Source organism: Kitasatospora sp. NPDC001119, assembly GCF_053598475.1.
The window spans coordinates 1-25,685 of the sequence record NZ_JBSFKI010000029.1 but is presented as its reverse complement, the minus strand read 5'-3'; the positions used below and the strand labels follow the sequence as shown (position 1 = coordinate 25,685).

The 25,685-nt window shown below is 74.3% G+C and carries 18 protein-coding genes and 2 pseudogenes; 4 read left to right on the top strand and 16 right to left on the bottom strand.

Going from position 1 to position 25,685, the window contains the following annotated elements; translation table 11 throughout:
- Positions 1-3 precede the first annotated feature (3 nt).
- From ACWDD9_RS30640 to ACWDD9_RS30615, 6 genes and pseudogenes are all read right to left on the bottom strand, one after another.
- A pseudogene (locus ACWDD9_RS30640) lies at positions 4-957 on the bottom strand (AAA family ATPase); the annotation flags it as partial.
- A gap of 1,758 nt (positions 958-2,715) precedes the next feature.
- A pseudogene (locus tag ACWDD9_RS30635) lies at positions 2,716-4,725 on the bottom strand (DNA repair ATPase); the annotation flags it as partial.
- Between the two features lie 105 nt (positions 4,726-4,830).
- Positions 4,831-6,861, bottom strand: coding sequence for a flotillin family protein (locus tag ACWDD9_RS30630; RefSeq protein ID WP_049655427.1), 2,031 nt, complete (start codon positions 6,859-6,861; stop codon positions 4,831-4,833).
- A 124-nt stretch (positions 6,862-6,985) separates the two neighbouring features.
- Complete coding sequence (locus ACWDD9_RS30625) at positions 6,986-7,714, bottom strand: OB-fold-containig protein (RefSeq protein ID WP_049655429.1); 729 nt, start codon at positions 7,712-7,714, stop codon at positions 6,986-6,988.
- A 371-nt stretch (positions 7,715-8,085) separates the two neighbouring features.
- The gene (locus ACWDD9_RS30620; RefSeq protein ID WP_234348527.1) at positions 8,086-9,207 is read right to left on the bottom strand and encodes a PucR family transcriptional regulator; all 1,122 of its coding nucleotides are present in this window, start codon (positions 9,205-9,207) and stop codon (positions 8,086-8,088) included.
- Positions 9,208-9,385: 178 nt separating this feature from the next.
- Positions 9,386-10,162: a GntR family transcriptional regulator gene (locus tag ACWDD9_RS30615; RefSeq protein ID WP_380742112.1), complete on the bottom strand. Its 777-nt coding sequence runs from the start codon at positions 10,160-10,162 to the stop codon at positions 9,386-9,388.
- Between the two features lie 312 nt (positions 10,163-10,474).
- Between ACWDD9_RS30615 and ACWDD9_RS30610 the strand changes: the two genes are divergently transcribed.
- Positions 10,475-11,236, top strand: a complete 762-nt coding sequence (locus ACWDD9_RS30610; RefSeq protein ID WP_449813341.1) for a tyrosine-protein phosphatase — start codon at positions 10,475-10,477, stop codon at positions 11,234-11,236.
- Between the two features lie 117 nt (positions 11,237-11,353).
- Positions 11,354-11,917 (top strand): DUF4291 domain-containing protein, encoded by a 564-nt coding sequence (locus ACWDD9_RS30605; RefSeq protein WP_117489895.1) that lies wholly within the window; start codon positions 11,354-11,356, stop codon positions 11,915-11,917.
- Between the two features lie 77 nt (positions 11,918-11,994).
- Here the strand turns inward: ACWDD9_RS30605 and ACWDD9_RS30600 are convergent, their stop codons facing one another.
- Complete coding sequence (locus ACWDD9_RS30600; RefSeq protein ID WP_449813340.1) at positions 11,995-12,876, bottom strand: ABC transporter permease; 882 nt, start codon at positions 12,874-12,876, stop codon at positions 11,995-11,997.
- Positions 12,873-13,784: an ABC transporter ATP-binding protein gene (locus tag ACWDD9_RS30595; protein ID WP_449813339.1), complete on the bottom strand. Its 912-nt coding sequence runs from the start codon at positions 13,782-13,784 to the stop codon at positions 12,873-12,875. Before ACWDD9_RS30595 ends, ACWDD9_RS30600 begins: the two co-directional genes overlap by 4 nt.
- A gap of 134 nt (positions 13,785-13,918) precedes the next feature.
- On the opposite strand from ACWDD9_RS30595, the gene ACWDD9_RS30590 reads away from it, so the two are divergent.
- Positions 13,919-15,157, top strand: a complete 1,239-nt coding sequence (locus tag ACWDD9_RS30590) for a sensor histidine kinase (RefSeq protein ID WP_449813338.1) — start codon at positions 13,919-13,921, stop codon at positions 15,155-15,157.
- On the top strand, positions 15,154-15,816 hold the full coding sequence (locus tag ACWDD9_RS30585; protein WP_449813337.1) for a response regulator: 663 nt from the start codon (positions 15,154-15,156) through the stop codon (positions 15,814-15,816). Before ACWDD9_RS30590 ends, ACWDD9_RS30585 begins: the two co-directional genes overlap by 4 nt.
- A gap of 104 nt (positions 15,817-15,920) precedes the next feature.
- Here ACWDD9_RS30585 and ACWDD9_RS30580 read toward each other — a convergent pair whose 3' ends face one another.
- From ACWDD9_RS30580 to ACWDD9_RS30545, 8 genes are all read right to left on the bottom strand, one after another.
- Entirely contained in the window at positions 15,921-17,021 is a 1,101-nt protein-coding gene (locus tag ACWDD9_RS30580; protein WP_053112158.1) for a hypothetical protein, read from the bottom strand.
- A 358-nt stretch (positions 17,022-17,379) separates the two neighbouring features.
- Positions 17,380-18,081: a hypothetical protein gene (locus tag ACWDD9_RS30575; protein WP_449813336.1), complete on the bottom strand. Its 702-nt coding sequence runs from the start codon at positions 18,079-18,081 to the stop codon at positions 17,380-17,382.
- A 168-nt stretch (positions 18,082-18,249) separates the two neighbouring features.
- Positions 18,250-19,269: an N-acetylglucosamine kinase gene (locus ACWDD9_RS30570; protein ID WP_449813335.1), complete on the bottom strand. Its 1,020-nt coding sequence runs from the start codon at positions 19,267-19,269 to the stop codon at positions 18,250-18,252.
- 172 nt (positions 19,270-19,441) lie between these two features.
- Positions 19,442-20,722, bottom strand: a complete 1,281-nt coding sequence (locus ACWDD9_RS30565; RefSeq protein WP_449813398.1) for a 6-phospho-beta-glucosidase — start codon at positions 20,720-20,722, stop codon at positions 19,442-19,444.
- An 8-nt stretch (positions 20,723-20,730) separates the two neighbouring features.
- Complete coding sequence (locus tag ACWDD9_RS30560; RefSeq protein WP_049651466.1) at positions 20,731-21,639, bottom strand: carbohydrate ABC transporter permease; 909 nt, start codon at positions 21,637-21,639, stop codon at positions 20,731-20,733.
- A 20-nt stretch (positions 21,640-21,659) separates the two neighbouring features.
- Positions 21,660-22,673, bottom strand: coding sequence for a carbohydrate ABC transporter permease (locus ACWDD9_RS30555; protein WP_117489905.1), 1,014 nt, complete (start codon positions 22,671-22,673; stop codon positions 21,660-21,662).
- Positions 22,674-22,699: 26 nt separating this feature from the next.
- The gene (locus tag ACWDD9_RS30550) at positions 22,700-24,055 is read right to left on the bottom strand and encodes an ABC transporter substrate-binding protein (RefSeq protein WP_049651467.1); all 1,356 of its coding nucleotides are present in this window, start codon (positions 24,053-24,055) and stop codon (positions 22,700-22,702) included.
- A gap of 138 nt (positions 24,056-24,193) precedes the next feature.
- Entirely contained in the window at positions 24,194-25,384 is a 1,191-nt protein-coding gene (locus tag ACWDD9_RS30545; RefSeq protein ID WP_049651468.1) for an ROK family transcriptional regulator, read from the bottom strand.
- Between the last annotated feature and the right edge of the window lie 301 nt (positions 25,385-25,685).

The window sequence follows — 25,685 nt, the reverse complement described above, 5'->3', positions numbered from 1 at the left end:
TCCTTACCCCCGCCACGAGCGCTTCAGCTCCGCCCAGCGGGCTGCCTGATCCTCCGTCAGGGTGCCACGGAGTTCGGCGAGTTTGAGGAGCTGGGCCTCGGCGTCGGCGCCCAGGGGCTGGGCCTCGGCGCGGTAGTGGTCGGTGAGCAGGGCGTCGAGTTCGGGGCGGGTGAGGGCGGGGTCGAGGCGCTGGGCGAGCTTGGCCATGTTGCGGTAGGAGCCCTGGAGCAGGAAGGGGGGCTCGGTGCGGGCGCGGTCGTCCTGGGCGGCGGAGGCCAGGTAGGCGCGGTTGACGGCCAGGACGGTGGAGCGCAGGTGGAGCAGGCCGGCGAGGACGGCGGTCATCCGCTCGGCCTCGGCGGCGGGCCAGGCGCCGGCCAGGGTGCCGCCGGGCAGGCCGCCGGCGCGGGCGAGCAGGGTGTCGAGGTCGGCGCGCTCGGCGGTGGCGAGCGGGGCCAGGTGGGGGCTGGCGGGCAGGGCGTTCTCGACGAAGCTGAGCGCGAACAGGTCCTCGCGCCCGGCGACGGCGTCGCCGAGGTTCCACACGTCGGCGCGGTTGGCGAGCATGTCGGGCAGCCGGAAGAGGCGGCCGGACTCGGTGTACGGGTTGGCGGCCATGACGACGGCGAAGCGCTTGCCGCGCAGGTCCCACTCGCGGGCCTCGCCGTCCCAGACGCCGTCGACCCGGCGCTGGGCGTCGCACAGCGGGATGAAGCGCTGGAGGAACTCGGGCGAGGTGTGCTGGACGTCGTCCAGGTAGAGCAGCACGTTGTCGCCCGCGTGCAGGGCGAAGTTGAGCTTCTCGACCTCGCGCCGGGAGGTCGCGTCGGGGGCCTCGGCCGGGTCCAGCGAGGTGACCCGGTGGCCGAGCGCGGGGCCGCTGACGGAGACCAGCAGCAGGCCGAGCCGCTCGGCGAGGTACTCGACCAGGGTGGTCTTGCCGTAGCCGGGCGGGGAGACCAGCAGCAGCAGGCCGCTGCGGTCGACCGGTCCGCCGGGCCCGGCGGGGCCGAGCTGCTTGGCCAGGTTGTCGCCGACCAGCGGCAGGTACACCTGGTCGATCAGCCGGTTGCGGACGAAGCCGTTGAGCGGGGCGGGCCGGTACTGGTCGAGCCGCAGCCGGGCGTGCTCGGCGGCCAGCAGTTCGCCGCGCAGCCGCTGGTAGGCCCGGTAGCCGGGCACCTCGACCTGCTCGAACTCCGCCACCCGGGCGAGCAGTTCGTCCAGCCGGAGGTCGAGCGCTCCGCCCGCGAGCCGCGGGTGGTCGCCGAGCAGCCCGGTGATCCGGGCGCCCACGGCCCCCTCGGCGGGGCGGCGCGGCAGGGACGGGCAGAGCAGCGCGGCGGCGGCCTCGGCGAGGTCGGCCGGATCGGCGTCGACGGCGCCCGACTCCAGCCAGGCGGCGGCGAGTTGGCGCCGTACGGGCAGCAGCTCGGGCTCCTCGGGCAGTGCGGCCAGCGCCTCGGTGAGACCGGCCGACTCGGGGGCGGCGCGGAACTTGTCGAGCAGTGCGGCGGCGCCCGTCGAGTGGGCGAAGCTGGGTGCGGCGGCGGCCAGTTCGGCCACCAGGTAGGGCCCGGCGGGCGCCGCTCCCGGGACGAAGTCGGCGACGGCGGAGGAGAGTTCGCGGGCGAGGGCGTCCAGCGCGGCCTGCGCCGGGGCGCCCCCGAAGGCGTCCCGGGCGAGGCCCAGCGAGCGGGCCCGGGTGTGCCAGAGCAGCCGCTGCCGCTCGTCGGCGCCGTGCGCCCAGTACAGCTGGGCGGCCGCCCGGGCGCCCGCCGGGTGGCGCAACAGCCCGGCCTCGGCGTCGAGTCGGAGCAGGGCGCGGAGCAGCAGCGCGGCGTCGTGGTCGTGCACGCCGCGCTGGTAGCCCTCGTCCGGGCGCTGCTCGGCGGCCCGCCGGACGTGCTCCAGCAGCTCGGCGTCGGTGAGCGGCGCCGCCGCCTCGACGGTCGGCAGCAGGCTCGCCGCGAGGTACTCGGCGCGGTACAGCCGCGGGGTCTCCGAGGGCAGCGGGCGGTCCCAGTACCGCTCGGTGGCGGTGAAGGCCGGGTCGGTGACGGGGGAGCGGTAGTCGGTGCCGGTGAGGGTGAAGGCGGGGCGTCCGCGCCAGGGCACCAGGGCGAGTTCGGGGCGCTGGGTGGTGACGGCGAACAGGTGCCGGCCCAGCCGCAGGGTGCCGGGGCCGTCCCCGGCGAGCTCGGCGCGGTCGCGCAGGGCCCGGTGGGCGCGGCCGCGGGCGGCGCGCAGCCGTCCGGTCAGCTCCTCGGCCCGGACCCGGTCGCCGAGCGCGGTCAACTGCCCGGCCAGGTCGCGGAGTTTGACGGCGGTCGGGTCGGCGGCGAGCGCGGCGTCGATCTCGGCGGCGGTGTCAAGACCGGCCAGCCGGCGGTGCAGGGTGTCGAGGACGCGCCCGGCGGAGGCGGCCAGCCGGTCGGCGCGCCGGGCCCGCTCCTCCAGCAGGTGCTGGCGGCGGGCGGTGAGCGCGTCGTGGACCTCGGTGCGGCGGGCGGTGAGCTGCTCGCCGAGCGCCGGGTCGGCGTCGGCGAAGCGGGTCTCCAGCTGCTCGATCCGCAGCAGCAGCCGGCCGAGCTGCTCGTCGCAGGCCTCGGGGGTGTCGGCGGCGGCGAGCGCGGCGGTGGTGGCCTGGCCGAGCAGGGCGGTCTCGGCGGCGAACTCGGCGGCGGCCTCGCGGGTGCGCAGCTCCCGGCGGCGCACGGTCAGCGCGGACCGGGCCCGGTTGAGCAGCCCGAGCACGTCGGCGAGCCGGTCGAGGATCGCGGTGCGGGTGGTGGCGTCGGCCAGGTCGAGGGTGCCGACCAGCTCCGAGACGGTCTGCAGGGCCTCGCTCTGGCCGCCCAGTTCGAGGCCCAGCGGCTCGGCCTCGGCGGCGGTGGCGATGGCGGCGCAGCGCTCGGCCAGCTCGCCGGCCCGCTGCCGGTGGGGCTCGAAGGCGGTCGGCTCGGCGAGCTGGCCGACGGCGCGGTCGGCGGCCTCGGCCAGGCCCTCGGCGAGGTGCGCGGCGAGCCCGTCGATCCGCTCCGGGTCGGCGCGCGGCAGGTCGCGCAGCGCCTCGACGCGGCCCTGGGCGCGGCGCAGTCCGGCCAGCCGGTCGACCCACTCGGCGGCGTCGGCCAGGGTCTCGCCGCGGGCGGTGCGCAGCAGGCCCTCGACGTGCTCGGCGGCCTCGTCGGTCCGCCGGGCGGCGTGGGCGGTGAGCTGGGCGACGGCCTCGTACTCGGCGACGACCTGCCGGGCGGTGTCGCGGATCTCGGCGAGCGGCGCGGCGAGGTCGCCGAGGCCGTCCTGGCCGAGCCAGTGGTGCCGGTCGGCGGTGCGGGTGCAGGCGGCGAGGACGGCCTGGTGGCCGGCCGGGGTGTCGGCGCCGGCCGCGGCCAGCCGGGCCAGGGCCAGGCAGTCGGCCAGGCCGCGGACCAGGTCGGCGTTGCCGATCCGGGCCAACGGCCCGCTGCCGGAAGGCTGTTCGGCGGCGAAGCGCTCGCTGGTGAACGGGGTCTGCCAGAGCTGGACGGGGTGCAGCCGGGTCGGCCCGTCCTCGGCCGGGCGCAGCGCGATCAGGGTGCCGTCGGCGAGCAACGCGTAGCCCTGGCAGGGCAGCGGGGCGGCGGCCTCCTGGCGGACGCTGTTGTACGGCTGGAGCAGGGCGCGGCCGTCGGCGGGGGAGCGGAACTCGTACAGCACGTCCTCGCCGTTGGGCGAGAGGAGGGTGCGCTCGTAGCGCAGGCCGTCGACCGGCTGGTCGAAGGTGCGCACGGTGCCGTCCACCAGGTGGCAGCCGCCGGGGAAGGCCACGCCCTGGTCGGCGGGCAGCCGCAGGCAGGCCTGGCCGAGCGCGTCGATCCGGGTGACGGTGCCGGTGGGCAGGTGCACCACCAGGTGCCGCTCGGTCTCCTCCTGGTACGGGCGCACGCGCACCAGCAGCAGGGTGCCGAGCCGGGCGTGGGCGATCCGGGCGTCGGCGAGCGTCTGCAGGGCCTCGGCCAGCGGCTCGCGGTGCAGCTCCCGGCCGTCCGGGGCGGTGATGGTCAGCCGGCCGCCGTCGACGCCGACGAGCAGTTCGCCGGCCAGGTCGGCACGGGGCGGGCGGCCGGGGCCGGCGGGCAGCTGGTCGTCCCGGGTGAGGGCGGTCCAGGGCAGCTGCTGCCCGTCGGCGGGGGTGTGGTCGCGTTCGCCGCGCCCGTCCAGGTAGGACGGCTGGGCGTCGTCGGCGAGGCCGTCGTCCAGGCGCCAGCGCAGCACCCGGACGTCGGCGGCGGTCGGGCCGGTGCGGAAGACGGCGAGCAGCCGGCCGTCCACCGCGCGCAGCCGCTCCAGCCGGGCGTCGCGGAAGTAGCGCCGCAGGTCGGCGAGGTCCTGGCGCAGCCGCGGGTCGTCCAGCAGGGTGCCCTCGGCGGGCGCGGGGGAGAGGTCGGGGTGGTGCAGGCCGAGGACGTCGGTGAAGTCCCCGGCGCCGTCGCCGGATTCGGTCGGACGGGTGGCGAGCAGCAGCAGCCCGCCGGCGGCGGTGAGGTCCTGCGGCAGGCAGGCCCGGTCGGTGGTGAGCCGTCCGGTGCCGGCCAGCCGCAGCTCCCCGCCGCCGAACTCGGCGACCCGGCGGGCGTTCAACGCCTGGGCCCGGTCGGCGAGTTCGGCGGCGGCTCGGGCGAGCCGGTCGCGCAGGACCTCGTAGGTGCCGGCGTCGAGCCGGGCGTCGAGGGCGTCCACGGTCACGGTCACGTTCCTCAGTTGACTCGGTCGAATCGGTTGCCGCGATCGATGCGGCTGGATCGGTAGCCGCGGCCAGCGCGGTCGGCGTGCCCGCTCAGCGGATCACTTGGAGCCGTTGGCCGAGGCGAGCCCGCCGGCCAGCGCCCCGATCGGGGTCTCCGCGACGCCCAGCTTCCGTGCCGACTCCAGCAGTTGGCGCAGCTGACCGGCCTGGTCGCCGGCCCCCGAGCCGATCAGCTTCATCAGCAGGGCCGACACCGTCAGGTTCTGCACGTCGGCCGTGGAGACCGAGGAGAGCACCCGGGTGAGGTCGTCCGTGAAGCTCGCCCGCCCGTCCAGCCAGGGCCCGGCCAGGGTCTGCGCGGTCTGCGAGTGGGCGACGAAGGCGTCCACGCTCTTGCCGGCCGACACCGACTGCACCAGCCGGTCGAAGAACACCGAGTCCCCGCCGACGATGTCGATCTTCGCCTTCTCCAGCCCGGCCGCGACCAGCGCCGCCTGGGCCTCGGCGATCTGCCGCTGGGTGTCCAGCCCGGCCAGCCGGACGTCCTTCTCGGCGGCCAGCCGCAGCCGGTACTCCTCGTGCCCGCGCGAGGCCTCGTCCAGCTTGGCCATCGCCGCGGCCTTCTCGGTCAGGCCCTCGGCCTCGGCCTTCAGCCGGCCGCCGATCTCCAGCGCGGCGGCCTTGGCCTTCTCCGCCTGGACGACGGCCTCGGCGCGGCCGACCTTCTCCACCGCCGCGGCCTCCTGCTCGCGGACCTGGACCCGGGCCAGGCCCTCGGCCGCGGCCTCCGCCCGGACGCCCTCGGCCATCCGGATCTTGGCGGCCGCGTCCAGCTCGGCGGCCTGCTGCCGGGCCTCGGCCAGCACCAGCGCCTCGCGGGCCTTGTGGGTGGCGGCCTGCTCGGCGGCCTCCGCGGCCTTGATGTCCTTGACGAGCTTCTCCTGCGCCTCGGCCTCGGCCTGGATCACGACGGCCTTGCGGACGCGCTCGGCCTCCTCGGTGGCGCGCAGGGTCTTGACGGCCTCCTCCTGCTCGGCGACGGTGCGGTCCACCGCGACCCGCTCGCGGACCACGTCGGCGACCTCGCGCTTGGCGGACTCGAGCTCCTTCTCCTTGGCGATCGTGGCGAGCTGGGTCTCCCGCTCGCGGCCGACGACCTCCAGCAGACGGTCCTTCTCGATCCGCTCGTTCTCCACCGCGATCACCCGCTCGCGGTTCTTCTGCGCCACCGCGACCTCGCGGGCCTGGTTCTCCCGCTGCACCCCGAGCAGCTCCTCGGTGCGCAGGAAGGCGGTCTGGGCGTTGAGCCGCTCCTCCTCCTGCACCCGGGCGATCACCGCGTCCTCCTTGGCCCGCAGGGTCTCGATCTCGCGGCGCTGGCGGATCTCGGCGTCGGCCTGCCGGCGCTCCAGCTCCAGGACGGCCTCCCGGGCGTCCACGTTCTGCCGGGTGATCTCCTTCTCCTCGGTGCGCTGGTACTCGTTGGTGCGCACGTGCTCGATCGCGGTCAGCTCGGTGATCTTGCGGATGCCCTGGGCGTCCAGGATGTTGTCGGCGTCCAGCTGGTTCATCGGGGTCTGTTCCAGGTGGTCGATCGCCGCGTCCTCAAGGGTGTAGCCGTTGAGGTCGGTGCCGATGACCGCGATGATCTGGTCCCGGAACTCGTGCCGGTGGGTGTACAGGTCGGTGAAGTCCAGCTGCTTGCCGACGGTCTTGAGCGCCTCGGCGAACTTGACGGCGAAGAACTCCTGGATCGCCTGCGGGTCGCTGGCCCGGGCGGTGCCGATCGACTGCGCGACCTTGATGACGTCCTCGACGGTCTTGTTGACCCGGACGAAGAACGAGATCCGGATGTCCGCGCGGATGTTGTCCCGGCAGATCAGACCGTCCCGGCCGGCCCGGTGGATCTCCACCGTCTTGGCGGTGATGTCCATCAACTCCGCCTTGTGGAGCACCGGGAGGACGATCGCGCCGGTGAAGGTCACGTCCACCTTCTTCGTCCGGGAGACGATCAGTGCCTTGCCCTGCTCGACCTTCTGGAACAGGCGGCCCACGAACAGCAGCATGGCGAGCAGGATGAGCAGCACGACGGCGACGAGCACGCCGAAACCCACGGCGATGGTGTCCATCACGGAGTCCTTTGACGAGATGGCGAGTTGGAGCGAAGAGGTGGTGCGAGGAGTCGATGGGAAGAGGTGGTGCGAAAGGGAAGTGCGGTGGCGGAGGGCCGGCCGGGGAACGGGAGGCCGGGGATCAGACGCCGGTGGACGGCGGCTCGAAGGGCGCCACCAGGAAGTGCTCGCCCACGGCGTCGTAGTCGAAGATCAGGGCGGTCCGCCCGGCCGTCAGGCCCGGTTCGGGCTCCGCCGTGCGGACCTGGACGGTCGCGGTGGAGCCGTCCTCCGCGGTGACCTCGGCCTGCCCGAAGTCGGCCGTCACCCGGCCGGTCCGGATCACGCAGACCCGGCCGACGAAGTCCCCCCGGGTGGCCGGCCGGTCCTGCGGGAACAGCCGCGACAGCGGCCGGACGAGCACCCGGGTGCCCGCCCAGGAGGCGGCCAGCGCGACGACGAACACGCCGCCGCGCGCCGGCGCCCCCGAGGTGAGGACGGTGCCGGCCAGGCTGACGAACCAGGCGAGCGCGACCAGCAGCGACACCGCCACCGTCACGGGAACCCCGCCCAGTCCCAGCGCGTCCAGCACGCCCGTGTGGTGGCCCTCGCCGGGCCGGTCGGGTCCCCCGTCGGCACCGTGCCCCCCGGCACCGTGCCCCCCGTGTCCGACGTGCCCCCCGTGCTCGGCACCGAGGTGGTGCCCCGCGTGCCCGACGTCCATGTGGTGCCCGGCGTCGTGCCCCCCGTGCACGGCGCCGGGAACGAGGCCGCCGAACAGCATCAGCAACCAGTACCCGACCACCACCACCAGCGCGAAGCTGAACAGCGCCGTCGGAAAGGCCAGCGCGGCCGCGAAGAATCCCCCCATCCCGGCCACCCTCCCCCGCCTCTCCACCGGCGCCGCGCTTCGGCACCGGGGAGATCATGACAGCGCCGGGGCCCGTCGCACATTGCCAGGATCCGGCAATCTTTACGCCCTCTTGACACCCTGGTACACGCGGCCCGCGTGACACTGCAACAACCAGGCAACAGGACGGGCGCCGGACGGTCGCAGCGGCGCCGCGCGGGTTTCGCGCGGCGGGACCGCGGCGGCCCTTCCCTGGGCGGCGGGGACTACGGCCGTCGTGCCGCGCACTACGGCGGTAGTCCAGCGCACCACGGCGGTAACGCCGCGTACCGCAGCGGTAGTTCCGCGCACTACAACGGTTGTTCCGCGCACTATAGCGGTAGTCCCACGCACTACAGCGGTTGTTCCGGCCAGTTCAGCAGCCGCGCCCCCATGGCCGCCGTCTCCAGGGTGAAACGCTGGAGCGCGTCCGCCGGGTCGTACCCGGTGAGCGCCTTGATCCGCTCCAGCCGGTAGCCCAGGGTGCGCACGCTCAGGCCCAGTCGGCGCGCCGCCTCCGCGTTCACGTACGCGGCCTCCGCCTGCACCGCGATGGTGTCCAGCAGCGGACGGGCGCCGCCGCGCGCCTCGGTCAGCGGGCCGAGCACGGTGCGCACCAGGTCGGCCATGGCCGACCGGTCGCGCATCAGCACCGGGAAGACCAGTAGCTCCTCGGCCCGCAGCTGCCGGGCCGGCAGGCCCAGCCGCTGCGCGTAGTCCAGGGCGTCCAGCGCCTCCTCGTAGCTGCGCAGCACTCCGCTCGGCCCCGAGTGCCGGCGGCCGGTGGCCACCCGCCGGACCGGCTGGTAGCCGCGGCCGCTCCCGGGGCGCAGCGTCAGCTCGGCGAAGGCCTCCAGCACGGCCCGCTCGGAGTCCGGGGCGATGCACACCAGCCGGCCGTCCTTGCTGGCCAGCAGCACGTCCCGCTCGCCGAACCGCCCGGCCAGCTCCCGCTCCACCCGGTGCACCAGCGGATGGACGTCCGCGAACGGCTCGTCGCCGACCGCGACCGCCACCGTGTACGCGCCCGCCAGCCGCAGCCCGAACCGCTCCGCGCGCTCGGCGAGCAGCCCGAGGTCGCTGCGGCCGAACAGCAGGTCGTCGATGAACTCCCGCCGGGCGGCCTCCTCCTGGCGGACGGCCAGGCGCTGGGCCCGCTCGTGGCCCTCGCCCAGCGCGGCCAGCGCGGCGTCGGTGGCGGCCAGCACCGCGTCGCCGGTCCGGCGCAGTTCGGTGACGCTGCTCGCGGAGGTCGTCCCGGGCAGGGTCTGCCAGGCCCGCCGGGCCGCGGCCAGGCAGTGCGCGACCACCTCGCGCAGCCCGTGCCCGGCCTCGGCGCAGTGCTCGCCGAGCCTTCGCAGGCGCTCCAGCTCCTCGCGGCGCAGCAGCCGGCCGGTGCGGGAGACGTCGGCGAGCAGCACGAGGTAGACCTCGGCCAGCTCGGTCGGTATGTCGTAGTCGATCTCCTCGGTCACCCTGTCCTGCCAACCCCCGTGCGGCCCGGTATTTCGGCGCTGAATTTATCAGGGGCGCTCCGGCCGGGAACGGCCGGCGGCCCCTGCCACCAGCCGAGGAGGCCCCGGCCACCGGCCCCTGCCACCGGCCGAGGAGGCCCCGGCCACCGGCCGCTCCCGCCAGCCGCGGCGGCCCCCGCTACCGGTCCCGGAAGTGCAGGACGAAGCGGGCGCTGCTGCCGTCGATCCGCCGCCGTACGTACAGCGCCGGAGCGCCGTCCGGGGTGCAGCTGACCCCCTCGCGCACCAGCAGCGCGGTGCCCGGCGGGACGCCCAGCAGCTCGGCGTCCGCGAGGTCCGCGCCGACGGCGCCGAAGGCCCGCCAGTCGTACTCCAGCTCCACCCCGGCGGCCCGCGCCAGGTCCGGCACCAGGTTCCCGGGGCGGCCCGGCCGGACCAGCTCGGCGGGCAGCGGGCCGAACGGCACCCAGTAGCTGCACGCCGCCCGGGCCCGCCCGCCCAGCCGGATCACCGAGTCCACCCGGGACAGCTCCGCCGGAGTGCGGCCCAGCTGGCGGGCCGCCTCCGCGTCCTGCGCCGAGCCGGTGACGGGCGGGGCGGCCACCACGAACTCGCCGTCGGTGGACTCGTCGTTCGGCAGCGCGGTGGGCACGCTGCCGAGGTCGAAGCGCTGGCTGCGCGGGTCCACGGCGATCGACACCCGGACGGCGGGCGGGCGGACGAAGGTGCCCACGCCCCGGCGGATCTCCACCACGGCGGCCCGCTCCAGCTCCGCCACCGCCTGCCGTACGGTCAGCCGGTTCACGCCGAACTCGGCGCTCAGCTCGGGCTCGCTGGGCAGCCGGGTGCCGGGCGGGTAGGCGCCGGCGTCGACGCGTTCCTGGAGCCGGCGGGCCAGGCGGCGGTACACCGGGGTGTTCGGGGAGCTCGGGGTGTCCGGGGGGTTCGTCGCCACGGGCCCGATCCTACGGAGCCCGCCCGGGCCGCCTGCGCGGCTCGGGCCGCCCGTGCCGCCTGTGCCCCTCGTCACCGCCCGTGCCGCCCGGGCGACGTGCCGTACGGGACACCGCGGCCCCCGGGTCGCCGTGGGCGGGCGATGGGCGTGGGATAGAAGGATGTACCGATCGAGGCCCGCGTCGGCGAGACCCGCGCCACCGAGGCTTGCCCGGCGGCCCCCCGAGGGGTTACACATCTAGACGTCTAGATGTCTCCGCCTCCGGATCTCCCCGTCTCCTCCCGGGTGCGGCCCCACCGAAAGGCCTCCCGCATGTCCCTGGTCAACTTCCGCGACGCCGCCGCCCTCGGCGACCCCGAGGGCCGGCGGGTCCGCCCCGGTGTGCTGTACCGCTCCGCCCAGCCGTTCCCGGCCGCCGACGAGGCCACCGTCGCCCAGCTGCGCGGCTGCGACATCCGCACCATCGTGGACCTGCGCGACCCGCGCGAGACCGACCCCGCCGACTGGGCCGCCGCCGAGTCCGCCGGGATATCCGTCGTCGCCGCCCCGGTGAACCCCGCCACCGACGCCCTCACCGCGCGGATGGGCACCATGGCCACCGCCGCCGACCTGGGCGACTTCTACGTCCTGCTGGCCGAGTCCGCGCCCGACGCGGTGGCCGCCGCCGTCGACGCCACCGTCCGCCCCGGCGCCGTCCTGCTGCACTGCGCCGCCGGCAAGGACCGCACCGGCCTGCTGACCGCCCTCCTGCTGGACCTCCTCGGCGTCCCCGCCGAGCACATCGTCGCCGACTACACCCGCACCGCCGACGCCCTCCCGCAGATCTTCGCGGGCCTCGCCGAGCGCCACCGCACCGCCCTCAACGACCGCACCACCTCCCGCGTCACCGACTCCCGGGGCCGCAACCTGACCATCCCCGCGCCCCTCCTGGAGGCCCCGGCCGAGGCCATGTCCGTCTTCCTCGACCGCGTCCGCACCCACCACGGCGGCGCCGCCTCCTTCCTCCCCTCCTGCGGCGTCCCGTCGGCCACCCTCGGCGCCTTCCGCACCAAGGCGGGCACCGCCGCGGCCTGAGTCCGGGGGCCGTAGCGCCGCGCCCGTAGGCGTGCCCTAATCCCGTTGCACCGTGCCGTCGGTGCTGGCAGCGTGGCCGGATGGGCAGCGTGCCGGGGCGGAAGGGGGTGGCGCGGGATGACCGCTCTGCGCGAGATCCGGGCCGACCACGACGGGCGGACGATCGTGCTCTACCAGGCCTACCCGCCGGCGATCGCCGACGCGGCGCTGGCGGCGGGCCGGTTCACGGCGCCGTTCGGCTTCCACCGGATGACGTGGATCAAGCCCTCGTTCCGCTGGCTGATGCACCGCAGCAACTGGGCGCAGAAGCCCGGCCAGACCAGGGTGCTGGCGGTCCGGATCACCCGGGAGGGCTGGGAGGAGGCGCTCGCCCGCGCCGTCCTGACCACCGCGCACCCGGACGAGGTGGCCCGCGCCGAGGTCCACGTGCAGTGGGACCCGGAGCGGTCGCTGCGCGGGGCGGCGCTGAACCACTACAGCATCCAGGTGGGCGTCGGCCGGTCGCTGGTCCGCCGCTACGCCGAGGAGTGGGTCGTCGGGCTCACCGACCTCACCCCGCAGGTGCAGCGGATCGCCGCGCTGGTCCGCGGCGGGCAGGCGGCGAAGGCGCAGCGGCTGCTGCCGCCCGAGCGCCCGTACCCGCTGCCCGCCGCGACGGCACGGCGCCTCGGCCTGGGGTGATCCGAGGCCCGGGGTGACCCGCCGCCTGGGATGCCCCGAGACCTGGGGCGACCAGAGGCCCGGGGCACCCCGATACCTCACACGTCCCGTCGCCGCACCACGACCACCGTCACCGCCACCGCCACCGCGCCCCACACCCCCATGGTGATCCACGAGTCCAGCACGCTCGGCGCGTACTTCCCCATCGTGGTCCTGGAGTTCGGTGTGATGGTGAGCCGCTGCACGGTGGCCAGCGGCAGGTGGGTGCCGATCTCCTTCAGCCACCGGTAGCGGTCCCCGCCGAACATCATCGGCAGGATGAACATCAGCATCACCAGCGACACGATCGAGGCGGTGGCGTGCCGCAGCAGCGCGCCCAGCGCCATCCCGATCAGCGCGCAGACCGGCACGATCGCCGCGTAGGCGAGCACGGCCCGCAGGCAGCCCTCGTCGGTGATGGAGAGCCCGACGTGCCGGGAGGCCAGCATCGCGTTGATGGTGAGGAAGGAGACCGCCGAGACGACGAGCCCGGCGAGCGCGGTGATCCCGCCGATCAGCAGCACCTTGGCCGCGATCACGCCGCGCCGGTCCGGGACGGCGGCGAAGGTGGTGCGGATCAGGCCGGTGGTGTACTCGCCGAAGACGGTGATCGCCCCGAGGCTGCCGGCCGCGACCGCCATCAGGTCGCTCGCGATGCTGCCGAGGCCGTGGAACAGCGGGTCGTAGGTGTACGGGGAGCGCCCGGGCATCGGCGCGGGCGGGTGGTCGATGTACGTCAGGTCGGTGTGGACGGCGTTCACGTTGACCGCGATCGCCACCAGCGAGGCCAGCGCCAGCACCCAGTAGGTGGAGCGCAGCGAGCGCAGTTTGATCCACTCGGCGGCGAGCAGGTCGAGGAACCGGGGGGCCGGCTCGGCGACGGAACCGGTGGAACCGGCAGAACCGCCGGAACCGGTGGAACCAAGGGCCATGCTGCTCATCGGGTTTCTCCTGCCAGGTACTCGACGCTGTCGGCGGTCAGGGACATGAACGCCGACTCCAGCGACGACGTCCGGGCGGCCAGTTCGTGCAGCACCACGCCGTGCCGCAGCGCGAGTTCGCCGATCCGTTCGGCCGGCATCCCGGTGACGGTCCCGAACCCCGGCTCCGTCAGCCGTACTTCGGCCCCCTCGGCGCGCAGGACCCCGGCCAGCGAGGCGAGTTCGGGTCCTCGGACGGCCACCGAGGAGACCGCGTTGCGGGCCGAGAACTCGGCGAGGCTCTCGTCCGCGATCAGCCGGCCGCGCCCGATCACCACCAGCCGGTCGGCAGTGTGCTCCATCTCGGCCATCATGTGGCTGGAGACGAAGACGGTGCGCCCCTCGGCGGCGAGCCGGCGGAACAGCCCGCGTACCCAGAGCACGCCCTCCGGGTCCAGCCCGTTGAGCGGCTCGTCGAACAGCAGCACCGGCGGGTCGCCGAGCAGCGCGCCGGCGATGCCGAGCCGCTGCTTCATGCCCAGCGAGTAGCCGCCGATCCGGCGCCCGGCGGCCTTGCCGAGCCCGACCTCCGCCAGCACCTCGTCCACCCGCCGGAGCGGGATGCGGTTGCTCCGGGCCAGGGCCGACAGGTGGGCCCGGGCGCTGCGCCCGCCGTGCACGTCGCCCGCGTCCAGCAGGGCGCCGACGTGCCGCAGGCCGCGCGGCCGGTTCGCGAAGGGCACCCCGGCCACGGTGGCACTCCCCCCGGTGGGGGTGTCGAGGCCCAGGATCATCCGCAGCGTGGTGGACTTGCCCGCCCCGTTGGGGCCGAGGAAGCCGGTCACGGTGCCGGGCCGGACGGTGAAGGTCAACTGGTCGACGGCCGTGGTGGCGCCGTACCGCTTGGTCAGTCGCTCGATCTCGATCACGGGGACAACGCTGCCGGTCGGGCCCCCGCCCGGGCATCGGGCCGCGGGCCACAACCGCGGGCGGCCGCACTGGCCCCGGGGATTACGCCCCCGGGCCAATGTGCCGCCGTCCGGGCCGCCGCTACCATCGCGTCATGATCACCGAACCCCGTCCGCCGCTGCTCAGGCGCCTGCCCGCGGGCGTGTGGGTGGGGGCGCTGTGGACGGCCCTGGTCGCGTTCCGCTTCTTCACGCGCGAGAACGAGCTGCACCACCTGCTGAACTACCACGGCAATCCCGAGGACATGCCGATGGTGGTCACCGCGGTGGTCACCACCCTGGTCGCGACGCTGCTGGTCCGGCTGCCGCTGCTCGCCGTCGTGGTGGCGCTCGGGGGCGGGATGTTCGCGCTCGGGATGTGGGGCGTCCCGGAGGCGGCGCCGCTCCAGTTCCTGATCGCCGACGCGGTGGTCGGCTACTGCGCGGCCACCCGCTCCCGCCGGGTCTCGCTCACCGCCCTGGCGCTGCCGCTCGCCACCCTCGCCGGGCTGCTGCTCTGGGGCGCCGTCAACGACTACCCCGTCAACCCGCTCGCCTACGGGGGCTTCGCGGCCACCGTGCTGATCGCCTGGCTGATCGGCAACACCGTGCACCAGGGCCGGGCCCACACCGAGGCGCTGCGCGGCCGGGCCTCCGAGCAGGCCATCACCGCCGAACGGCTGCGCATCGCCCGCGAGTTGCACGACATGGTGGCCCACAACATCGGCATCATCGCGATCCAGGCCGGCATGGGCAGCCGGGTCATGGACACCCAGCCCGCCGAGACCCGGGCCGCCCTGGAGGCGATCGAGGCCACCAGCCGGGAGACCCTGGCCGGGCTGCGCCGGATGCTCGGCGCGCTGCGGCAGGGCGAGGGGGAGCCGGCGCCGCTCGAAGTGATGCCCGGACTGGGCGAGTTGGACCGGCTGGTGGAGAAGGCGGCGGGCGCCGGGGTGCGGGTGGCGCTCACCCGCCGCGGCGAAGCCCGTCCGCTGCCGTCCGAGGTGGACCTCGCCGCCTACCGGATCGTCCAGGAGGCGGTCACCAACGTGGTCAAGCACTCCGGCACCCGGGACTGCCACGTCACCGTCGGGTACGGGCCGCGGGAGCTCGACGTCACCGTCATCGACCTGGGCGCGGGCGCGGCGACCGGCACCCCCGGCACCGGCTACGGGCTGGCCGGCATGCGCGAGCGGGTCGCCCTGCTGGACGGCGAGTTCGCGGCCGGCCCGCGCCCCGAGGGCGGCTTCCGGGTCGCCGCGCGGCTGCCGCTCCCCGAGACCCCGGCCGTGCAGACCCCCGTCGAGCCCGGTGTCGGGACCGCCGTCGAGACCCCCGTGGAGGTGGGACCGTGATCCGTGTCGTCCTGGTCGACGACCAGCCGCTCATCCGCACCGGCCTGCGCGTGCTGATCGCCGACGCCCCCGACCTGGAGGTGGTCGGCGAGGCCGGCAACGGCGCCGAGGCCGTCGAACTGGTCGCCCGGCTGCACCCCGACGTCGCCGTGATGGACATCCGGATGCCCGGCATGGACGGCATCGAGGCCACCCGCCGGATCACCGCCGACCCGGACCTGCCCACCCACGTCCTCGTCCTCACCACCTTCGACGACGACGACTACGTCTACGGCGCGCTGCGGGCCGGGGCGAGCGGGTTCCTGGTCAAGGACCTCGCCCTGGAGACCATCCTGGACGGCGTCCGGGTGGTCGCCGCCGGGGACGCCCTGCTGGCCCCCGGTATCACCCGCCGGCTGATCGGCGAGTTCGCCGCCCGCCCGGACGCCGACGCCGCGGCCAGGCCCCGCAGGCCGGTCGCCGAGGCCGTCACCGAGCGCGAGCGCGAGGTGCTCACCCTGGTCGGCCGGGGCCTGTCCAACGCCGAGATCGCCGCGGAGCTCACCATCAGCGTGGCCACCGCCAAGGCCCACGTCGCCCGGCTGTTCACCAAGCTCGACGCCCGCGACCGGGTCCACCTGGTCATCCAGGCCTACGAGTTCGGGCTGGTCAGCGCGTAGAAGCGTGTAAAGCGCGCAAGGAGCGTAAAGCGCGTGGAGCGCGTCACGCGAGAGCGCCGGAGCGGGCCCGCACGGCCCACTCCGGCGCTCGCCTCACCCGGTCGTCAGTGGACGACCGCGTGCGAGATCTGGCAGCCGCTCACGCCGTTCGACCAGGTGCCCTGCATGGCGAACGAGCCCGTCGCGAACGCCACGTTCTGCGCGCCGCCCGTCCCGCCGACCCCGTTCCAGGAGCACTTGTCGGCGTTCTCGTACCCGGTCGAGTCGGTCCAGCCGCCCGCCGGGTTCTGGTCGGTGATGGTCTCCGAGTACTCGTGGCCGTACACGATGGTCACGCCGTCCAGGGTGCCCGCGCTGCCGCTGTTGACGTAGTTCTGGCCGCAGGAGCTGCCCATGTCGGTCACGTACGGGTCGTTGGTGAACGCCACGTCGCCGTACGGGGAGGAGGCCGCGCCGCCGCTCAGGGTGGTGTCGCCGTTCCAGTCGTGCCAGGCGCAGAAGCCCCCGTTCGGGGTGTTGAAGCCGTCCGGGTGGGTGCCGGTCGGCGACAGCACCACGTACTGCACGTTGCGGTTGGAGGCGGCGGTGGTGTTGCCGAAGTGCCCGGCCGCCTTGACGGCCTCGGCGGCCAGCTGGTTGCCGCTGGCCTGGCCCGGCGCGGCGGCGGACCCGTCGACCCAGACGCCGGCCAGCGCGCCGCCGGTCGGGTAGCCGACGTGCGTCGAACCGGTCGGGCAGCTGGTCGCGCCCGCGGCGACGCCCTCGCAGTACTGGGTCATGACGCCGGACCAGGTCTCGCTGTTGGTGCCGAGGCCCTTGAACAGCTGCTGCGCCCGGACGGCCTCGCCCTTCGGGTCGCCGGTCAGGGTGGTGTAGCCGCTGGAGTTGGTGCCCTGGGTGCCCCACTGGGAGCCCCAGAAGACCAGGTAGACCTTCGGCGCGCCGGTGGTGACGCCGATGCCGTCGACGCCGCCGCCGTAGCTGAGGTTGTTGCCCGCGGCCTTCGCGGAGTTGCCGGCCTCCTTGGTCGGGTGCGCGCCGTGCCGGTAGGGGTGCGGCTGTCCGGCGAACTCGCCGGCCGGCCGGTTGTCCTGGGCCGCCTGGGCGGCCGGGGCGGCCGCGAAGCCGGCGGCGGCCAGCGCCAGGGCGCTGAGCCCGGTCAGGGCCCGCAGCCGCATCCGGCGGGAGGTGGGGGAGATGCCCATCGTGAGGGTTCCTCTCTGGTGCCGGCCGCGACCGGGTACGGCGCGGCGGCACGGTGGGGGACGAAGGGGGAGGAGCACGACGACGGCGAGCCGGACCTGCCGGCGGCCCGTCAGGGACGACCAGCGGGGTGGGATGGGGGACCGGTTCACCGCCGACCGCCGGAAGCAAAGCACCGCCGCCGAAACCGCTTCAAGCACGCAAAGGGTAAGACCCGCCCCAAGGAACGCCCGGGCGGACGTAGCGAACGTCAAAAGCCCGCAGCTGGACGTGGGTTGATGCGCGTAGCGCAGCCGAATGCCAACAGTTGAGAGGCGCTTCTACACCGTATGCGCCGTCAGGTCGCCGCCGAAGGCCGACTCAGGGGCCCTCGACCTCGCCGATCCGCATGATCCGGCCGTGCGAGTCCAGCACCACGTCGTAGGCGTTGCCGTGGCAGCCGTACGGGTCGGCCGGTTCGCGCTCGGCCAGGCAGTCGTCGATGTGGGCGATCAGCTCGTCGAGGCGGACGGTCCTGGCCGGTTCGTCGTGGGTGACGTCGACCAGGGTCGCCGCCACGCCCGCCCCCGCGAAGCCGTAGTGGACGGGGCTGCCGACGGGCTCGTAGCGGGCGGAGCCGCAGCTGAAGCGGGCGGACCGGGCGGTGAGTTCGGCCGGTCCGGCGGAGACGACGACGAGGAACTCGTGGCCGGGGCGGCCGGTGGGAACGGCGCACCCGGGCCCGGCGGAAGACTCCGTGGAGGGCTCGGCGGAGGGCTCGTCGGGAGACGCGGGCGCGTCCGGCGAGTCCGGCGGGGCGGGCACGTCGGGCGAAGCGGACGAGTCGGGCGAGGCGGAGGAGAAGGCGGCGGACGGCTCGGCCGAGCCGGAGTAGTACTCCTCCTCCTCGTAGAAGAGGCCGTCGTCCTCGTCCAGCAGGTCGTCCGCGCCCTCGTCGGCCAGCGCGGCGGCGGAGGCGGCGGCCACGGTGGGGCCGGAGTCGGCGGGCGTGCAGCCGGTGAGGACGGCGGCGGCGCCGCAGGCCAGCAGGGCGGCGGCGAGGAGCATGCGGGGGGTGGCCATGACACAAGTCTCCCCGGGCGGCGGCGGTTGGCGGTACCCGCTTAACACGACCGGGGCCCGGCCCGTGGTTCCCGCCAGGGCCCCTCCCCCGCCGGATGTGCGGATCCGGCGGGGGAGGGGAGCCGATGAGCGGCCGTCAGGCGGCGGCAGGGGAGCAGGTGGCGGCCGTCAGGCGGCCACCTGCCGGCCCGCCTCGTACGCCTCGCGCACCCGGGCCTGCGCCCGCGCGCCCGCCGCCAGGTGGTCGAGGCCGAGCAGCGCCGCGCCCAGCACCGGCGGGGCGACGACGACGCGCGGCTCGGCCAGCGGCGCGGCCTCGGCGAGCCGGGCGGTCACGTTGTCCAGCAGCAGCGGATGCCGGGAGGCGAGCACGCCGCCGCCCAGCACCACCGGGGTGGGGGCGTCCAGCAGGTCCAGGCGGCGGAGCGCCACCACCGCGAGCCGGACGATCTCGTCGGCCTGGCGGTCGATCAGCCCCCGCGCCACCTCGTCGCCCTCGTCCGCGACGGCGAACAGCACCCGGACGATCTCGTGCAGCCGCGCGTTCGGCAGGTGCCCGAGGTGGACGGCCTCGGCGACGGCGCCGGCGCCGGGCAGGCCGAAGTGCTCGGCGATGGCGCGGGCGAGCCCGGTCGGCCCGCCGCGCCCGTCCTCCGCGCGGACGGCGTGCCACATGCTGGCGACGGCGAGTCCGGAGCCGCCGCCCCAGTCGCCGGTGAGCTCGCCGAGGGCGGGGAAGCGGGCGGTGCGGCCGTCCGGCAGCAGGCCGACGCAGTTGATCCCGGCGCCGCAGACCACCGCGACCCCGCGCGGGCCGTCGGTGCCGGCCCGCAGCAGGCCGAAGGTGTCGTTGACGACGGTGTTGCCGGCGCCCCAGGGGTGGGACTCCAGCGCCACCCGCAGCGCCTCCTCCTCGACCGGCAGGTCGGCGTTGGCCAGGCAGGCGCTGACGTGGCCGGTGAGCACGCCGCTCCAGGACGGGTGGCCGGCCTCGGCGGCGGCCTGCTCGACCAGCGGGGCGAGGCCGGCGACGGCCGCCGCGCCGCCGATCTTCTGCGGTTCGAAGCCGCCGCCGCGGGCGGTGCCGAGGATGCTGCCGTCGGTGCCGATCAGGGCGACGTCGGTCTTGGAGTTCCCCGCGTCGATGGCGAGGACGCCGGGCAGGAGTGGTTCGGGCTGGTGGGTCATCAGGTCCCCGCGGCTCGTACGTGGCCCGGGCCGTTGGTCGTCGGCCGGGTGCCCGGCGGTGGTCCCGGCCGGGTGGCCCGGCCGAAAGGTCCCCGGCCGGGGGTGGACGGTCTCCTCGCGGTGCCCGTCCGGCGACCGGGGGCGGTCGCCGGACGGCGCGGAGCGGGCCGGGTCAGGCCCAGGCGAGGTGCTCGCGGTTGTGGGCGAGCAGGCGGTCCGTGAGCTGGTCGGCCAGCTCGATCTGGCCGACCAGCGGGTGGGCGAGCAGGGCGTCGAAGACCCGGTCGCGGCCGCCGCGCAGGGCGGCGTCGAGGGCGAGGTGCTCGTACGAGGTGACGGCGGCGACCAGTCCGGCGTACAGCGGCTCGACGGGCCGCTGCGGCAGCGGGCGCACGCCCCGCGCGTCCACCTCGGCCGGCACCTCGATGACGGCGTCGTCCGGCAGGAAGGGCAGCACGCCGTCGTTGCGGGTGTTCACCACCTGGACGGACGTGCCGCCGCCGGTGCCGAGCAGCGCGGCGATCAGCTGGACGGCCGCCTCCGAGTAGAAGGCGCCGCCGCGCTTGCCGAGCAGCTCGGGCTTGGTGTCCAGGGCCGGGTCGGCGTACAGCTCCAGCAGCTGCCGTTCGATCTCGGCGACCTGCGCGGCCCGCGAGCCCTGCTCCCTCAGCTCCGCCACCACGGCGTCGTGCTGGTAGAAGTACCGCAGGTAGTAGGACGGCACGACGCCGAGCCGCTCGATGACGGCCTGCGGCAGGTGCAGGTCCTCGGCGATCTCCTTGCCGTGTGAGGAGAGCAGCTCGGGGAGCACCTCGCGCCCGGTCGTGGCGCCCGGGGCGTCCAGCAGGGTCACCCCGCGCTCCCAGGTCAGGTGGTTGAGCCCGACGTGGTCGAGCCGGACCAGCTCCGGGTCCACGCCCAGGTGCCCGGCGAACTTGCGCTGGAAGCCGATCGCGACGTTGCACAGCCCGACGGCCTTGTGGCCGGCGGTCTGCAGCGCCCGGGTGACGATGCCGACCGGGTTGGTGAAGTCCACGATCCAGGCGTCCGGGTTGGTCCGGCGCACCTGCTCGGCGATGTCCAGCACCACCGGGACGGTGCGCAGCGCCTTGGCGAGCCCGCCGGCGCCGGTGGTCTCCTGCCCGACGCAGCCGCACTCCAGCGGCCAGGTCTCGTCCTGGTTGCGGGCCGCCTGCCCGCCGACGCGCAGCTGGAGCAGCACGGCGTCGGCGTCCGCGACGCCCGCCGCCAGGTCCGTGGTCACCGTGACGACCGCGGGGTGGCCCTGCCGGGCGAAGATCCGCCGGGCCAGGCCGCCGATCAGCTCCAGCCGCTCGGCGGCCGGGTCGATCAGCACCAGCTCGCCGACCGGCAGGGTGTCGCGCAGCCGGGCGAAGCCGTCGATCAGCTCCGGAGTGTACGTCGAACCCCCGCCGACGATTGCCAACTTCAGTGCGGACATCAGCCCTTGACCCCTGTCAGTGTCACGCCTTCGATGAAGGCCTTCTGAGCGAAGAAGAAGAGGACGATCACCGGGGCCATCACCATCATGGTGGCGGCCATGGTGAGGTTCCAGTTGGTGTGGTGGGCGGCCTTGAAGGACTCCAGCCCGTAACTGAGCGTCCAGGAGTCGTGGTTGTTGCTGGCGTAGATCTGCGGGCCGAAGTAGTCGTTCCAGCAGTAGAAGAACTGGAACAGCGCGACCGCGGCGATGGCCGGCTTGGCCATCGGCAGGACCACCCGCAGCAGGGTGCGCAGGTCGCCGCAGCCGTCGATCCGGGCGGCCTCGATGTACTCCCTGGGGATGGTCATCAGGAACTGGCGCAGCAGGAAGATGGTGAACGCGTCGCCGAAGGCCATCGGGATGATCAGCGGCCAGAGCGAGCTGCTCAGGCCCATCTGCTTGGACCAGAACAGGTACATCGGGATGACGGTGACCTGCGGCGGCAGCATCATCATCGCGATGACCGCCATCAGCGCCAGGTTGCGGCCGCGGAAGCGGAACTTGGCGAGCGCGTAGGCCACCGGCAGGCTGGAGACCACGGTCAGCACGGTGCCGGCCACGGCGTACAGCAGGGTGTTGCGCCACCAGGTGAGGAAGCCGGGGGTGTCCCAGACCTTGCCGTAGTTGCCCCAGTTCCAGCTGGTCGGCCAGTAGTCGGTGGTGAGCGCCTGCCGGTCCGACATCACCGAGGTGAGGAAGACGAACACGAAGGGCAGCAGGAAGAACAGCGCGGCGGCGATGGCCAGCGCGTGCACGGCCACCCAGTTGAGGGCCGCGCGGCGGCGGGCGGCCCGGGCGGCGGGTCCGCCGGGGCGGGAGGGGCCGGCCGCGGCCGGGGCCCTCGTGAGCGTGGAGCCAAGAGTCATGATCAGGTCCTCACGGGCCGCTAGTCGTCGCTCGCCATGAAGCCGGACCGGCGGCGGAGCAGGATCGAGGTGACGGCCATCGAGATGGCGAACAGCACCAGGGCGACGACGCAGGCCGCGCCGTAGTTGAAGCTCTGGAAGCCGAGCTTGTAGACCATCTGCGGCAGGGTCCAGGTGGAGCCGTTCGGGAAGCCGGGCTCGAAGGGCTGGCCGGAGCCGCCCGCGATGCCGCTGGCGACCTTCCCGGCGACGATCGCCTGGGTGTAGTACTGCATGGTCTGGATCACCCCGGTGACCACCGCGAACATGATGATCGGCGAGATGTTCGGCAGGGTGACGTACCGGAACCGCTGGAACGGGCCGGCGCCGTCCAGCGAGGCCGCCTCGTACTGCTCCCGGGGGACGTCCAGCAGCGAGGCCATGAAGATGACCATCAGGTCGCCGACGCCCCACATGGCGAGCAGGGTGAGCGCGGGCTTGGACCAGTCCGCGGAGGCGAACCAGCCGGGCTGCGGCAGGCCGAGCTCGCCCAGCAGGTGGTTGACCGGGCCGGTGCCGGGGTTGAACAGGAAGGCGAAGGCGACGGTGGCGGCCACCGGCGGGGCCAGGTACGGCAGGTAGAAGGCGGTGCGGAAGAAGCCGGCGCCGGTCTTCACCTTGGTGATGAGCATCCCGATGCCCAGGCCGAAGACGACCCGCAGGGTCACCATCACGACGACCAGCCACAGGGTGTTGCGCAGGCCCTGCCAGAAGGTCGGCAGGTGGTTGAAGACGTAGTCCCAGTTCTTCAGGCCGCTGAAGGTCGGGGCGCCGAAGCCGTTGTACGAGGTGAAGGAGAAGTAGGCGGTGGAGACGAGCGGGTAGGCGAAGAAGACGCTGAACCCGATCAGCCAGGGGGAGAGGAAGGCGAGGGTGCGGGCCGCCTCCCGGCGGCGCTTCCGGCGCAGCAGGTGCTGCGTGGAGGGCGCCGCCGGGCCGGTCGGTCCCGCGTCGGCCTCGTCGCTTCCCTTGCGGGTGCCGAACGCGAGTGACATGGGAGCTCCGTGGACCGTTCCCCGGCCTACTTGGCCTGGGCGATGTCGGTGTCGATCTGCTTGGCCGTGGCGGCCAGACCCGCCTGGAGGTCGCCCTGCTTGCCGGACTCGTAGTCGTAGCCGAGGTTCTGCAGGGTGATGAGGTAGCTGCCGCCGTTGACGGCCGGCGGGGTGGTGCCGGAGTGGGCGTTCTTGGCGACGTCCAGGAAGGTCTTGAAGTTCCGGTCGCTCACCAGCTTCGGCGAGTCCAGCGCCTCGAAGGTGCTCGGCACGTTGTGGATCGCGTTGGAGAAGTTCACCACCGCGTCGGTGTCCGTGGTCAGGTACTTGACGAACTCCCAGGCGGCGGCCTGCTTCTTGCTGGTGCTGGCGATGCCGATGATGGTGCCGGTCTGGTAGCCGCGGCCGTAGGTGTCGGCCTGGTCGTCCGGGACGGGGAAGGCGGCGGTGGCCCACTCGAAGTCGGGCTTGTCCTTGGCGAGCGAGGCGGTGCGCCACTCGCCGTCGAGGGCCATCGCGACCTGGCCGGTGTGGAAGGGGTTCTTGGCGCTGAACTCCTCGCCGAAGGTCGCGCGGTACTTCTCCAGCTTGTCGTAGCCGCCGAGCTGGTCGACCAGGCCCTTCTGCCACTTGAACATCGCGGCGACCTTCGGGTCGGTGGCGATGTTCGACTTGCCGTCGGCGCCGAAGTAGGTCGCGCCGTACTGGCCGAGGAAGTGCTCGGTGGTGGACTCGTAGCCGTGGTACAGCGGCATGTAGCCGAGCTGCTTGTACGAGTCGCCGTCGGCGACGGTCAGCTTGGCGGCGTCCTCGGCGAACTCGCTGAAGGTCTTCGGCGGGTTCGCGATGCCGGCGTCGGCGAAGGCCTTCTTGTTGTAGTACAGGCCGTACGCGTCGCCGAGCAGCGGCAGCGAGCACTGGTTGCCCTGGAACTGCGTGTAGTTGAGCATCGCGGCCGGGAAGGTCTTGACCGGGTCGATGCCGCTCTTCTGGAGCATCGGCTTGAGGTCGACGAAGGCCTTGGTCGAGCAGAACATGCCGACGTTGTTGGTGGTGAAGGAGGAGACCACGTCCGGCGCGTCCGAGCCGCCCGCCCGCAGGGCCTGGTTGACCTTGTCGTCCTCGAGGCCGTCCACGGACTTGACGTGGATGTTGGGGTGGGCCTTCTCGAAGGCGGCGATGTTGTCGTTGATCGCCTTCTTCTCGTTCTCCTGGCTCCAGCCGTGCCAGAAGGTGATGGTGACGTCCTTGCCGCTGGCCGAGTCGTCGGAGCCGCCCGAGTCGCTGGAACCGGTGCAGGCGGAGGCGAGCAGGGCCAGGACGGCGCTGCCGGCGACGGCGGCGATCGTGCGGCGGCCTCTGCGGGAGGTGGTGGCGTGCACTTCGGGATCCTCCTGGGGGTGCGCGGGCAGGCCTCGTTGCCTCGGGTCCCGCGTTCGGGGGTTGGGGAGAGGTGGGTGCAGGTGGCGAGGTGACAGGGGGAGCGTCAGTGGGTGCGTCGAGTTGATCGGGGGCGGGCGTCAGTGGGTGGAGAAGACCGCCTCGCGGGCGTCGGACAGGGCACGTTGCAGGGCGCCGAGCAGGACCGGCGAGCCGGACAGGGCGGTGCTGCGGACCTCCGGCCGGGCGATGGAGATCCGCGCCAGTTCGTCCTCGACCAGCGCGCGCAGCCGTTCGCCGCCCGCGCTCGGCACCACACCGGAGAGGACCACCAGCTGGGGGTCGACGACGGCGACGATCACCGCCAGCCCGACGGCGAGCCGCCCGGCCAGCTCGGCGAGGAAGGCGTCGCCGGCGCCGGGGGTGGCCAGCGCCCTGGCGATGGACTCCTGCGCGGTGGCCGCGCCGAGCCCGTGCTCACGGGCCAGCGACCGGACGGCGGGCGCGCCGACCAGCGCCTGGAACCCGCCGAACTTGCGGCGGCGGGCGTCCCACTCGACCGGGGAGTCGGGCAGCGGCATGTAGCCGACCTCCCCGGCGCCGCCGGTGAAGCCGCGGTGCAGCCGCCCGGCGATCACGATCGCCGCGCCGACCCCGGCCCCGGCCCAGAGCAGGACGAAGTCCTCGAAGCCGGCCGCGGCGCCTGAGGAGCGCTCGGCGACGGCGGCCAGGTTCACGTCGTTCTCGATCGACACCGGCGCGCCGATCGCCTCGGTCAGCTCCTCGACCAGTCGCGGCGAGTGCCAGCCCGGCAGGTGGGAGGCGTAGCGCAGCTTGCCGGTGACCGGGTCGGGGGCGCCGCCGACCCCGATCGCGACGGTGCGCAGGGCGCCCTCCGGCAGACCGGCGGCCCGGACCGCCTCGGCCACCGCGGCGGCGACGGTGGGCACGGTCGCGGCCGCCGGCACGCCCTTGGTCGGCACGGTGTGCCCGGCCAGCGTGGTGCCGGTGATGTCGGCGACGGCGACCTCGATGCCGCTGTTGGTGACGTCCAGTCCGGCGACGTACCCGGCGGCCGGATTCACCTGGTACAGCCGGGCGTTGGGGCCGGGCCCGCCCGCCGTGGTACCGACCGGCAGGACCAGCCCGGCCGCCTCCAGCCGGGCCAGCAGCTGGGAGGCGGTGGGCTTGGACAGCCCGGTGAGGGTGCCGATCTGGGTACGGGAGAGCGGCCCGTTCTCCAGCAGCAGTTCGAGGGCGGCGCGGTCGTTGATGGCGCGCAGCAGACTGGGGGTGCCGGCGAGGGGGGCCTTGGCGGTGCTCTTGGTCATGCCCGGCATCCTCCTCTTCCGGCTGGTCGTCGACGTCCCGCGGGTGTCCCCGGCGTGGGGAGCGGGCGGGTTTCGGACGAACTGTTAGGAAACTTTCCAGTCGCTAGGGAAGGACCGTAAGCGCCCTGTCGTAGGGGTGTCAATGGTGGGCGGAGCGGAGGATGCCGAAGCGTTACCCGACACCACGAAGCCCCGCCCCCACCGTGCTTGGGTTCTAACGGTCGTCGCAACACCTCAGCTCAAGGGGTGCGATGGACTTCGAGATCCGCGGGGAGCGGAAGCCGCAGGGGCGTAGGAAGCT